The sequence below is a fragment of the Thalassolituus alkanivorans genome, assembly GCF_020447205.1.
Taxonomy (GTDB): domain Bacteria; phylum Pseudomonadota; class Gammaproteobacteria; order Pseudomonadales; family Oceanobacteraceae; genus Venatoribacter; species Venatoribacter alkanivorans.
The window spans coordinates 457,535-469,956 of sequence record NZ_JAJAEL010000035.1; the positions used below are offsets into that span (position 1 = coordinate 457,535).

11 protein-coding genes are annotated in these 12,422 nt (G+C 51.2%); 4 read left to right on the forward strand and 7 right to left on the reverse strand.

The features are described from left to right. Nucleotides 1-18: 18 nt before the first annotated feature. The 3 genes from LGT44_RS12615 to LGT44_RS12625 all read right to left on the reverse strand — a co-directional run bounded on the left by LGT44_RS12615 (nucleotide 19) and on the right by LGT44_RS12625 (nucleotide 3,628). A complete protein-coding gene (locus tag LGT44_RS12615) occupies nucleotides 19-795 on the reverse strand; it encodes an ABC transporter ATP-binding protein (RefSeq protein WP_145469946.1) in 777 nt (258 codons plus the stop codon). 348 nt (nucleotides 796-1,143) lie between these two features. Next, nucleotides 1,144-2,100 carry an alpha/beta fold hydrolase gene (locus tag LGT44_RS12620; protein ID WP_230332574.1) on the reverse strand — a complete coding sequence of 319 codons (957 nt, stop codon included), beginning with the start codon at nucleotides 2,098-2,100 and terminating at the stop codon, nucleotides 1,144-1,146. Nucleotides 2,101-2,170: 70 nt separating this feature from the next. After that, a complete protein-coding gene (locus LGT44_RS12625; RefSeq protein WP_230332573.1) occupies nucleotides 2,171-3,628 on the reverse strand; it encodes a flavin-containing monooxygenase in 1,458 nt (485 codons plus the stop codon). A 144-nt stretch (nucleotides 3,629-3,772) separates the two neighbouring features. Between LGT44_RS12625 and LGT44_RS12630 the strand changes: the two genes are divergently transcribed. Next, nucleotides 3,773-4,465, forward strand: coding sequence for a TetR/AcrR family transcriptional regulator (locus LGT44_RS12630; protein WP_230332572.1), 693 nt, complete (start codon nucleotides 3,773-3,775; stop codon nucleotides 4,463-4,465). A 46-nt stretch (nucleotides 4,466-4,511) separates the two neighbouring features. Here the strand turns inward: LGT44_RS12630 and LGT44_RS12635 are convergent, their stop codons facing one another. The 3 genes from LGT44_RS12635 to LGT44_RS12645 form a co-directional block, all read right to left on the reverse strand. Beyond that, nucleotides 4,512-6,167: a GMC family oxidoreductase gene (locus tag LGT44_RS12635; protein WP_230332571.1), complete on the reverse strand. Its 1,656-nt coding sequence runs from the start codon at nucleotides 6,165-6,167 to the stop codon at nucleotides 4,512-4,514. Nucleotides 6,168-6,210: 43 nt separating this feature from the next. Then, nucleotides 6,211-7,032, reverse strand: coding sequence for an SDR family oxidoreductase (locus LGT44_RS12640; RefSeq protein ID WP_230332570.1), 822 nt, complete (start codon nucleotides 7,030-7,032; stop codon nucleotides 6,211-6,213). A gap of 84 nt (nucleotides 7,033-7,116) precedes the next feature. Continuing rightward, nucleotides 7,117-8,100 (reverse strand): NAD-dependent epimerase/dehydratase family protein, encoded by a 984-nt coding sequence (locus tag LGT44_RS12645; protein WP_230332569.1) that lies wholly within the window; start codon nucleotides 8,098-8,100, stop codon nucleotides 7,117-7,119. Between the two features lie 256 nt (nucleotides 8,101-8,356). Here LGT44_RS12645 and LGT44_RS12650 point away from each other — a divergent pair, with 256 nt between their 5' ends. Continuing rightward, the gene (locus LGT44_RS12650; RefSeq protein WP_230332568.1) at nucleotides 8,357-8,998 is read left to right on the forward strand and encodes a TetR/AcrR family transcriptional regulator; all 642 of its coding nucleotides are present in this window, start codon (nucleotides 8,357-8,359) and stop codon (nucleotides 8,996-8,998) included. Between the two features lie 57 nt (nucleotides 8,999-9,055). On the opposite strand, the gene LGT44_RS12655 is transcribed toward LGT44_RS12650, so the two are convergent. Continuing rightward, complete coding sequence (locus LGT44_RS12655; protein WP_230332567.1) at nucleotides 9,056-9,814, reverse strand: Nif3-like dinuclear metal center hexameric protein; 759 nt, start codon at nucleotides 9,812-9,814, stop codon at nucleotides 9,056-9,058. A gap of 82 nt (nucleotides 9,815-9,896) precedes the next feature. On the opposite strand from LGT44_RS12655, the gene LGT44_RS12660 reads away from it, so the two are divergent. Next, a complete protein-coding gene (locus tag LGT44_RS12660; RefSeq protein WP_145469954.1) occupies nucleotides 9,897-11,084 on the forward strand; it encodes a trypsin-like peptidase domain-containing protein in 1,188 nt (395 codons plus the stop codon). Between the two features lie 165 nt (nucleotides 11,085-11,249). Next, entirely contained in the window at nucleotides 11,250-12,374 is a 1,125-nt protein-coding gene (locus tag LGT44_RS12665; RefSeq protein WP_230332566.1) for a catalase family protein, read from the forward strand. Nucleotides 12,375-12,422 lie beyond the last annotated feature (48 nt).

Consider the following 12,422-nt stretch of genomic DNA (forward strand, 5'->3'; position numbering starts at 1 on the left):
GATAATAAAGCAGACCAATCAGGCCTGATGACTCGCCATAAAATCGCGTACGCGCTGGGATTCGGGGTTATCGAATACCTTTTCCGGCGAGCCTGTTTCTTCAATCTGTCCCTGATGCAGGAAAACTACAGAGCTGGACACTTCACGCGCAAAGCGCATTTCGTGCGTCACGATCAGCATCGTCCGGCCTTCTTCGGCCAGCTCGCGCATCACCGCCAGCACCTCGTTGACCAGCTCAGGGTCCAGGGCAGATGTCGGCTCATCAAACAGCAATACCTGCGGATCCATTGCCAGTGTGCGGGCAATGGCCACACGCTGTTGCTGCCCACCGGAAAGATGTCCCGGATAGGCGTCCTGTTTGTCAGCCAGACCGACCTTGCGCAGCAATTCCTGTGCCCGTGCAACGGCAACATCGCGTGGCACTTTCAATACGTGCACCGGCGCTTCGATCAGGTTCTGCAGGATGGTCATATGTGGCCATAGGTTGAACTGCTGGAAGACAAAGCCCAGACGTGAACGCAGGCGTTCGAGCTGGCGCTTGTCCTGCGCTTTCAGTTCACCGTTTTTGTCCGGAATCAGTGCCAGCTGTTCATTGCCAATAATGATCTCGCCCTGATTCGGGCGTTCCAGCAGGTTAATGCAGCGCAGCAGCGTGCTTTTACCGGAGCCACTGGAGCCGAGAATCGAGATAACGTCACCCTTCTGCGCGGTCAGGCTGACGCCTTTCAGCACTTCAAGATTACCGTAGCATTTGTGGATATTGATCAGCTCAAGAGCAGCGTTGGAGTTCTTCATATATAGGGCTTGGCGCGCACAAACGGACAAGGGCGCGAACATTACACATTGGCAGGATGAAGACAACCTTCACGCAAGCTTAGCGCCAATTTCTGACCGGAAAGTCCACTTTGAGTCACGAATTGGTGCAAAAAAGTGTGACAACAACGCTGCAGGTATGAAATCCAGCGGATAGGCGCATTGTCTTACGGTAAGACCAATTGGCGGCAAACGACGCTGCAGACCGGATGGAAATAAGACTCCCGACGCACCAATTCAGGGCGTGCACGGCTATAGTCCTGCCTTGTAACAAGGCAAAAAAAGCGCCGGCCGGAAACCGGGCGGCGCTTTGTGTTTGAACAGCAGGGCTTATTCGGCAGCAATCTGAGCCGGCACCTGCTGCAGGAAGTCACGGTACAGATCGGCAGCTTCTGACGCGACTTCCACCATCGGCATATGACCGATGCCGTTAAAGATATGGGTCTTCAGCTGCGGAACGCCCGCTTCCCACACCGATACCGAGCTCACATGCAGTAAGCGGTCTTTATCACCCCACCAGAGCATGGCCGGTGCTTTCAGGTCAGCCAGTTTTTCTTCGAGGTAATCACTGGAGTGGAAATCGGCGAAAATTTTTTCCAGCTCGCTGCGGCGCTCAATGTATTTATCCGACATGGCTTCCAGCACCATTCCCGGCAGGAATGGCGGCTGCGCCATGGTCATCGCATAGAAGCTGTCGAACTCTGCACGGTTATGAATCAGGAAAGGGTTGTGGCCCTGATTCAGCATTTTGAACATATCGCTCGGCTCCGGCGACATCACCCCGGCCGGGTCAACCATAGTGGCCGACAGCGTACGCTGCGGATAAGCAATGGCGAAGGTGGCGGTTAAAAAACCACCCATCGAATTACCAATAACGTGTGCCTGAGCGATATCCAGTTTATCCAGCAACGCCGCCAGACGTTTCGCCTGAGCCGGCATGCTGTAATCCCAGCTGGCATCAAAACCGGTATCACCATGACCGGCCATATCCGGAATAATCACCTGATAGTCGTCGACAAAATGCTTGGCAAAACGTGGCCATACGTCTTTATCGGCACTGTAACCGTGCAGCATCACGATCACCGGCTTACCCGGGTTGTTATTGCTGTACAGCGCCAGTTTCATCTCACCGATGTCTACCGCACGCTGTTCAAAACCATAGAGTGACGCTTCGAGATCCGTCACGTTGGCATACAGCCAGTGACCGACACGGCCATAAGCACCGCCGATCATGCCGACCACCAGAGCCAGCACCAGCGGCAGAATTAACAGACTGATTTTTTTCATAACCTTACCTTGTCTATTTTATTGTTATCGCGTTTTTATACCCGCACAGCCCTGCACTTAACAGGTTCGATCAGGCAAAGTCGTGATCTTTGACGCGGAAGTTTTTAGTCCAGCGACGGAAGGTAAAACTGAAGCCCGGAAACATCGCAATCACCTTACCGCTTTTGCTCTTATACCAGCTGTTACAGCCGCCCTGCTGCCAGACGGTTTTGGCCATCTCCGCATGGATATGGCGGGTGTAGCTGTCTTCGGCACTGGCTTTTACTTCGATCAGATTTTTCTGCCGGCGGCCGACTTCCTCGATCGCCTTCATGATGTAATTCATCTGCGCTTCGATAATAAAAATCGCCGAGGTATGACCAATACCGGTATTCGGGCCGGTAACAATAAACAGGTTAGGGAAACCCGGTGCCGACGTACCTAAATAGGCGCGCGGAAAATCCGCCCAGACATCCGCCAGCGTCTGCTGATTACGACCGATAACCGGATAAGAGATTACGCCATCGGTGGCGTCATAACCGGTGGAATAAATAATAAGATCCAGATCCACCTGATCGCCATGGCTGGTTTTAATGCCGTTCTCATTAATTTCACCAATGCCATCGGTTTTATCGTGCAGGGTAACGTTGTCGCGGCAATAAGCCGGGTACAGGGTGTCGGATAAAATGACGCGCTTACAGCCGATGGTAAAATCCGGCGTGACTTTCTGCTGCAGAACCGGGTCTTTAATCTGCTTTTTAATATGCGCACGGGCTTTACGGCCTGCCAGCAATTCCAGCATCAGGGAAGAGTATTTAAAGCCGATTACGCGGCTTTCCAGCCCCCAGTAAATGGCTTCGCGCAGGGCGCGGTAAATACCACGGTTGCGCAGCAACTTACGCTGCCAGTTTTTAAACACATAATCCGGGCGCGGCAACACCCAGTGCGGCGTGCGCTGGAAAATGTGCAGATGAGCAACATCGGCCGCTATGGCAGGAATAATCTGTGCGGCGCTGGCACCGCTGCCGATAATCGCAACCCGTTTACCTTTATAGTCGTAATCGTGATCCCAGTTATTGGTGTGGAAAGCTTTTCCTTTAAAGCTGTCACGGCCTTTAAACTCCGGAATCACCGGGGTACTTAATGGCCCGGAGGCATTGATAACAAAACGTGCCTGCAGCACGCCTTTACCATCGACATGCACGTGCCAGCGCTGATCAGCTTCGTGCCATTCAATTTTTTCAACATTGGCGTGGGTGAGGGTCTTTTCCCGCAGGCTGTGTTTATCAATCACATGATTCGTGTACTGCTGCAGTTCGTGCTGTTCGGCAAACATCTGCGACCAGTCATACGGCTCGGATTCAATGGAATACAGCGGCGACTGCACATCCACCGCAGCACCGGGATAGGTATTCTGTGCCCAGGTACCGCCCATAAATTCACGCCGCTCGAGAATAATAAAATCGTCAATGCCACGTTTTTTAAGATTGATGGCGGCACACTGACCACCAAAGCCACTGCCGATAATGATCACACCATAACTGGACATACGGACCTCTTCGCCCGGCACCGGCCGGAAATTTTATTGTTATATTGCACACGCCAGTAAATCTGACGACAGATGTCCTCACTTTACTTCTGAGGACACTTGTCGTCAAATTGCTATACGAGTCATTTCCGGACAATTTTTCCGATGGGAAAATCCACCGCCAGTAACGGCGATAACACCACAAGCGATACTCCGGCAGCCAGAACAGGCGGACGCACCTATGGCGGCCAGAGCCAGCAGCAACGCAAAGCCCAGCGGCGCCAGCAGTTTCTGCAGGCCGGGCTTGAGGTGTTCGGCACCGAAGGCTTCCGCAATGCCACCGTGCGTGGCCTGTGCCGTCAGGCGCAGCTGACCGACCGCTACTTTTACAGCGAATTCGGTAATCTCGAAGGCCTGCTGCAGGCGGTATACGGCCAGTGCATGGACAGCATCAAACAGCAGCTGTTTAACGCTTTCTCTCAGGCGCAGCCCGGCGGGCAGATTGAAGTGCTGGCACAACAAGGACTGGCGGCCTTTTTCAGTGCCATGCAGGACGCCCGTGTCGCACGGGTCTGTATGCTGGAGCTCGAAGGCGTCAGTGCAGCGACCGACCGTTTCTATCACGGCTATATGCAGGATTTTGCCAATATGGTGATGACACTGGCGCGTACCGTGCACCCACACTGGCGACTCAGTGATGACGAGTATGCGCTGCTGGGAATGGGCTTTATCGGCGCCATGCGTCAAGTAACTACCTACTGGCTGCAGAGCGGTTGCAGTGCCTCGCAGCAGACACTGGTCAGCACCGGTATGCGCATGATTATGGGACTGGTGCGGCAAATAGAAAGCGAGCAATAAACTTATCCGGTCGTGGCTAAAACCGGAACATTTCTGAATGATTTCATTAAACCGGCTCCTGCACTGAATATTCAGCTCCCGCGGGTTGCGCGCTACGCCTGAGAATAAAATCAGCTCCCTTTTCAGCAATCATAACGGTCGGTGCGTGAATATTGCTTCCCGTAATCGAGGGCATTATTGATGAATCAATAACCCGCAGGCCTGTAACGCCATGCACCCTCAGCTCCGGATCAACCACACCACCATCCGCCAGAGCAGCCATTTTACAGGAGCCGGCCGTGTGGTACACGGTTTCAACATGAGAGCGGATATAGTCACGTATTTCGTCATCCGTCTGAACAGAGATCCCTGGCGCTTCCTCCTTGCCTTTATAGGCCCTGAAAGCGGGCTGTTCCATAATCCGGCGGGCGATTTTCACACCATTCACCAATGCATTCAGCTCCGTGTTATCGACAAAATAATTGGCTTCAATTTTTGCTTTGCTGAAAGGATTATCATCCCTCAACAACACCCGCCCGCGGCTTTTCGGGCGGAGATGACAAACGTGCAACACATAACCCGCCTTCATCGGCAGCATCAGATCCCGTCCATGAGGACTCATCCTCACGGCGGCAAACTGCAGCTGCAAATCAGGCAACGGCTGATGCTCATCCGATTTAATAAATCCACCACAATCGGTCGGGGTAAATAACAGCGGCGTGGTACGATTCAGATAACGCCCGACAAATGCCCAGAACGACTTGCTCCAGGGAGCCATTACGAGTGTCCCATCGTTAGCCGTCTGATAGCGCAACAGAATATCCGGATGATCCTGCAGATTTTCACCGACGCCAGGAAGATCTTTAACAACTCTGATGCCATGCTTTTCAAGCTCAGCAGATGGCCCGATACCTGATAGCTTCAGTATTTGAGGTGAATTAATAACACCCGCAGAGATAATGACCTCTCTGGCCAATAACGATTCTCTTATTCCCTTTCTGGCATTGTAAATTTCAACACCACATGCGGCTGGCGATTCCCCACGTTCATCAAATAAAACCCTGGTAACATGCGTTTTCTTAAGGATGACCAGATTTGATCTGTTTTCCACAGGATCGAGAAATGATGTGGAGGAATTGGCACGCTTCCCCTCCGGTGTCTGCGTTACCTGAAAATAACCACAGCCTTCCTGGTCTGCACTATTGAAATCATCTGTCGTTCTGAACCCGGCCTCTGCGCAGGCATCAATAAATGCATCGCAAACCGGAAGATGATAATTTGTATCAGAGACATCCATTTCACCATCGGCACCATGAAACCCGTCTCCCCCTCTGATCTGTCGCTCTGATTTTTTAAAATATGGCAGAACAGACTCATAGCCCCAGCCAGGATTTCCCTGTTCTTCCCAGCCATCATAGTCGCGGGGATGTCCACGCGTATAAATCATTGCATTGATTGAGCTTGATCCTCCCATAACCTTACCGCGGGGCCAGAAATATGACCGCTGAAAATTATTGTCATCCTGTTCAGTTTTATAAAGCCAGTTATATTTACCGCTATTCATCAGAACCAGCATATTGAAAGGATTACAGTCTCTGATCCAGTAGCTTTTATCGGTATCGCCCGCCTCAATCAGGCAGACCCGGTTATTTTTATCTTCAGATAAGCGATTTGCCAGCACACAGCCTGCAGATCCTGCGCCTACAATAATGTAATCAAACATATCCGGTACCGTTATTTCACTAATGTGGAAAGATGAAAAAAGATCAGAACCTGTCCTGCCTGAGACTTCTTTTTCTCTGAGCACTACGCCCTTTATGTTTTAAATATCGTTCAATCCAGCTAAAGCGCTCAGGAAAGATATTGGCTACCTTAGCCATAAAGGCCCTGCCTTTCGGCATACCATATTCAAGTTTTTTCTTATGGACAAAATGATGCAATATGGCATCAGAAACATCATTAACAGAAAGAACATTCCCACCTGAAAAAGTCAAAGCCGCTGAAGCAGCATTCTCCTGTTTCTTTAACATCGGTGTTTCAATTGCATCAGGGCAAAGAACACTCACACGAATACCCAATGGCCTTACTTCTTTTGCAAGAGCAATACTGAATGCTCTTACCGCAAATTTTGAAGCACTATAAAGAGCCAGACCAGGTACAGGAGAAAGCGCTGCGGTTGATGCTATGTTAATAATATGCCCTGATCGTTGCTGAATCATTTGCCGTACCAATAACCGGCAACCAAGCATTAAACCTTTTACATTCGTATCTATATGCTGGTGTATTTCTTCTTCATCCTGCTCATAAACCCGACCAGCCTGAAGGTAACCGGACACATTCAGCAATATATCGATACTCTTCCACTTACTCAGCACCCCGGAGACAGCATCAGACCAATCAGCTCCTGACGTTACATCCAGCCGGAGTAAGAGCAGGTTATTTGAAGGCCATTTTTCTTCTTCAGCTTTCTGGCGAAGAAGATCCATATTCCTGGCAGATGCGGCCACTCGGTATCCTTTAGCCAGAAATACACCGACCAGATGCATACCAAGGCCGCTTGAAGATCCTGTTATCAATACAACGTTCACACAGCACCCTTTTAGTATATTTAAGAACGGCCTGGCAGTGCATGGCAGGCTGTAAACCGCTGACGGCGATTCTGCTAAGGAAACTTATAAAACCCCACGGTTTTCTTTCAGCCAAGCTTCTGTTCTTGCCATTCCTTCGGTAAGAGATACCACTGGTACGTAACCAAGCATGTCTCTGGCTTTATCAATGGAATAGGTGGCCTTTCTTGACAGCATCGCCAGAGAACTCCGGTCTATTTCAGTATTGGCATTTAATACCGTATTAAAAATAAACGACCCGATACTGGTTATACCTTCGGCGACACGTGTGGGTAAGCAGACTGGCCCGGTGTTTTTCCCAAGCCATTTGTAATGATTATTAAAAAATTCTCTGCATTCTATGCCTGCACCATCGGTTATATTGAAAATCTGGCCTTTACCACTTTCTTTTTCAGCAGCCAGAACAATACCATCCACCAGATTATCAATATAAACAGGGCTGAATATCCCTCTGCCCATGGCTGGTAAAATAAATTGCTTTTTACTGATCATAGTCAGAGGAATCAGAACCCAGGGTCTGGACCCCGGACCATAGACATCTCCCGGACGAATTATCGTCGTGCAGATATCCCCTGCGGCATGAGCCGCCAGAAAGCCGTGTTCACTCGCTGCTTTGGCATCACAATATGAAGATCCGCTCAGAACCGAGATGCTGCAGCTTTCATCCTGATCAGTATCAAAGTTCAGTCCATATGCTGCAATTGAGGAAATATGAACAACGCGTGCAATATGATGTTTTTTTGCAGCAGCAACCACCTGCTTCACACTGCCAACACTCACCTTCTGATACATGTCCGCTGATGCCGTATTTGAAACGACAGCGGCGGTATGAAAAATGATGTCGCAACCTTTTGCATGTTCCTGCCATTCTCCGGCATTGGAAACATCACCGCGCACAACGTTGCGGGAAGGATCGGCCGTAATATCGACGCCACAGATATCAATGCCTTTCTGTTTGTAACGCTCCATGATTGCCCGGCCAATAAAGCCATTGGCTCCGGTTACAAATATTTTTTTTATTTTATGCACGCCTGAACCCTTTCTGAGATTTACGGATAATCAGATAAATGCGGCCTCATCAGACAGATGAGGTTTCGCAGCAGACCATCACCATTCTCTCTGCCCACACACCGGATCAATACAAGCGGAGAGGTATTCATTATTTTTATCTTCTTGCTATGCCTGCTGACGGTTTATCCCAACCACCGGAAGGGAGTAAACTGACAACATTGGTAGTCAGATTAAATCTGACTACACGCGTTGTCAAATGTAAAAAGGGAACCAAGTGAGTAGTTCATCATCCCCAATGCTGGGTAAGAAATATGCCGGGTGTTCTTCGGAGGAGCGCCAGAAGCTGAGGCAGCAACAGATCATCGCCGCTGGCATCCGTTTATTTGGCAGCCAGGGCTTCCATAACAGCAGTGTCAGGGCAATCTGTAGCGAAGCAGGCCTGACCAGCCGTTACTTCTACGAATCCTTCGAAAGCACCGAGGCACTGCTGATTGCCTGCTATCAGCAACTGATGTCGGGCTTCCGGAAAGAACTCCTGCAGACGCTGAAAGAAAGCACTGACATTAACGATTTTATAACTAAGGGGCTTTACTGTTTTTACCGGGAAGTCAGCAACCCGGCCTTTGCACAGATTACAATGCTGGAGGTTCTGGGAATCAGTGAAAGTGTGGATGCCATTCATATGAACCAGACCCGGTCTTTCGGCCTGCTGATGATAGACACTCTGGCGACGTCCCGGTTTCCGGCCAGTATGCCCAGAGCCAGACTGGAAGCGCTGGGGTACTCTGTTTGCGGGGCAATGGCATTCAGCGCTATCGACTGGATGAAAAGCGGGTATAAGTTATCTATCGATGATGTTGTAGCAAACAGCAGGATGATTTTATCCGGCGTGGTCGGACAGCTGGGAGCTCTTTAAGGCTTTCCAGTGCCGGCAACGCTCAGCCCTTACCACCAGCTACGGCAAGCCGCAGTTTTACACCGGATTGTCGATATCGACGAACTCCACATTCAGACCAAACTCATCCGCCAGATATTCCCCCAGCGCTTTGGCGCCGTAACGCTCGGTTGCGTGATGGCCAGCGCTGAAAAAGTGGGTGCCGGTTTCACGCGCCAGGTGAACCGCCGGTTCATTGATTTCACCGGTTAAATAGGCATCGACGCCGGCATTAACGGCCACCTGCAAATAACCCTGAGCGCCACCGGTGCACCAGCCAATGGTTTCGATGGTGTCGGTTTCTTCACCGATGTGCAGCGGCTCGCGCTGCAGGCACTCAGCCAGCCAGGCGCTGAATTCTTTGCCGCTCATTGGCCGGGGCAAACGCCCGATATGGCCCGGAATGCTGGGGTCGTCTTCACTCAGCGGGCCATCAATCTGCAGTCCAAGAACATCGGCCAGCTGCACGTTATTGCCGTAAACCGGATGACCGTCGAGGGGCAGATGATAGGCAATCAGGTTGATGTCATTAACCAGCAACGCTTTCAGACGCTCACGTTTAATGCCGGTAATACGCTCATCTTCTCCTTTCCAGAAATAACCATGGTGCACCAGAATCGTATCAGCACCACGCTCAATAGCGACATCAATTAACGCCTGACTGGCGGTAACACCGGTAACGATATGGCTGATATGTTCACGCCCTGCCACCTGCAGACCATTAGGGCAATAATCGCGAAAGCGCTCTGTTTGTAAGAGTGAGTCAAGGTGCTTCAGTAATTGGCGGCGCTCAACCATGATATGGCCCTCATTTATATTCTGATAAAATGCCGGTTTATAGTGTCAGCCCAGTTTATGGGTTACGGGGGATTCACAGCAAATGCGTTCTGCTCAGTTCATTGTGAATACACTGGTCATACCGGTTCTGGTTGGTCTGGTTGTCGCCTTTGCCGTCCTGCTCTGGGCGCCGGATCTGGTTACACCAGCCACTCCCAAAGCCCCGGCGGTAACCTATGCCCCGCTTGCCGGAATCGGTCCGATGCCGGAGCAAAACGCCACCGGCAACAGCATCACCCAGAGCGGCCCGGTCAGCTATGCCGATGCCGTTGACCGGGCAGCACCAGCGGTGGTGAATATTTTTACCCGCAAACTGGTACGGCGCAAAACCCATCCGCTGTTTGATGATCCTTTTTTCCAGCGTTTTTTCCGCACCAATCCTGAACCCAGCGAACGTATGCAATCCAGTTTGGGCTCGGGTGTCATTATGTCGCCTGACGGCTATGTGCTGACCAACAATCATGTGATTCATGGTGCAGACCAGATTGTGGTCGCCCTGCACGATGGCCGTGAGGTTAATGCCACCGTGGTCGGCACCGACCCCGAAGCCGACCTCGCCGTACTGAAAATTGAGCTGGAAAATCTGCCACAGATTCAGGTCGCTCACGACAGTCAGCTGCGCATCGGTGATGTGGTACTCGCCATCGGTAACCCCTTTGGCGTTGGTCAGACGGTAACCCTCGGCATCGTTTCCGCCACCGGCCGTAACCAGCTGGGATTAAACACCTACGAAGATTATATCCAGACCGACGCTGCCATTAACCCCGGTAATTCCGGCGGCGCCCTGATTAATGCTCATGGCGAGCTGGTCGGCTTAAATACCGCCATTTTCTCCAAATCCGGCGGCAGTCAGGGCATTGGCTTTGCCATTCCTGCTGAAGTGGCCAGCCGCACCCTGACCGATATTGCCACCCACGGCACCACTATTCGTGGCTGGCTCGGCATTGAGGTGCAGGAATCCACGCCGCAACTGCTCACCGCCCTTAGTCTGCCACAGGCGTTAACCGGCCTGATCGTTACCGGCATTTATCCCGACGGGCCTGCTGATCAGGCGAAACTCGCCATCGGCGACATTCTGGTACGGATTAATAATCAGGACGCTGCTAACGCCCGCAGTGCCATGAACCAGATTGCTGCGTTGCGCCCGGGTGATGGCATTGACCTGGAATTTATCCGCGCCGGACAAAAAATGCAGACCCACGCTATTGCCGGCCAACGTAAGGCACATTAATAAAGCACATCAGTAACGCCCCCTGAAGAAAGCATCTGCCAATCCGCGCCATTGCCACGCCATTACATAGGATTTCGGCTGTGGCGGAGTTACACTGGCACGCACGCGGCAAATAACATCAGCGCCGCAGAAACAACAGGAATTCAACGATAAAAGGAACTTATCATGCGAGCCATCGCACCCGGTTTACGCCGATCTTCTGCTCTGCTGTTGGGCTGTACTCTATTCACCCTCAGCGCCTGCACCAAAACGCCGGACCTGCCTTTAGGACAGGAACTGCCGGTTAAAGGTGAAGAAGTATTATTCAAAGACATCAGCACCCTGCTCACCGACCACCTGAAAGAACAATACGCCAACGACAATATCCTGCGCGACACTCATCCCAAAGATAATGGCTGTATCCGTGGCAACCTGGTTGTTAACGAACAGATTGATGAGCGTTACCGTCATGGCATTTTTCAGCCGGCCGCCAGCTACCCGCTATGGATGCGTTTCTCCAACTCGGTGGAAGAAATCACCAGCGATAAAGAAAAAGACTTCCGCGGGCTGGCGCTGAAACTGACTCAGGTTGAAGGCAACCGCTTGCCGTTACCCGGCGATGAGCAACACAGCCAGGACTTTTTATTCCTGGGTCACGATGCTTTCTTTGCCGCCAACCCTCAGCAGTTTTTTGATTTTTTTGATGCCAACTTTAATGGCAAGCGCCTGAGCTTTTTACTGACCCATCCGCGCGGTGCCTGGAATATTCTGCGCGGCGCCAAGGTCTACAATAATCCGCTGAATGTTAAATGGAACAGCGTAACGCCCTATGCTCTGGGCCTGCCACTGGAAGGCAGCGATGGCGTACAGACTTACCCAACGGTCGTGCGCTATGCGCTGCGTACCTGCTCCGATAATCCGGGCCAGATGACCGACTCCGATGATTACCTTGCAGAAAACCTTGCTGAGCAGCTGAGCAAAGGCAGCGCCTGTCTCGACTTTTTAATTCAGCTGCAAAAAGACCCAAAGGATAATCCGACCGAAAACGCCCTGATCAGCTGGGATGAAGATGACTCGCCCTTTATTCCACTAGCGCGGATTAATATTCCACCACAGAGTTTTACCTCAGAGGCGCAAAAACAATTCTGCGAAAATATCTCCTTTAACCCGTGGCACAGCCTGGAAGAACACCGCCCTATTGGCGGCATTAACCGTGCCCGCCGGGTCGTCATGAAAGATATTTCCGACTTCCGTTTACAGGCTAATGGCGTTGAACGCTTTGAGCCGACCGGGCATGAGGTGTTTGAATAGCACCTGTAAATGCGGGGCATAAAAAAACGGGCTTTAAAGCCCGTTTTT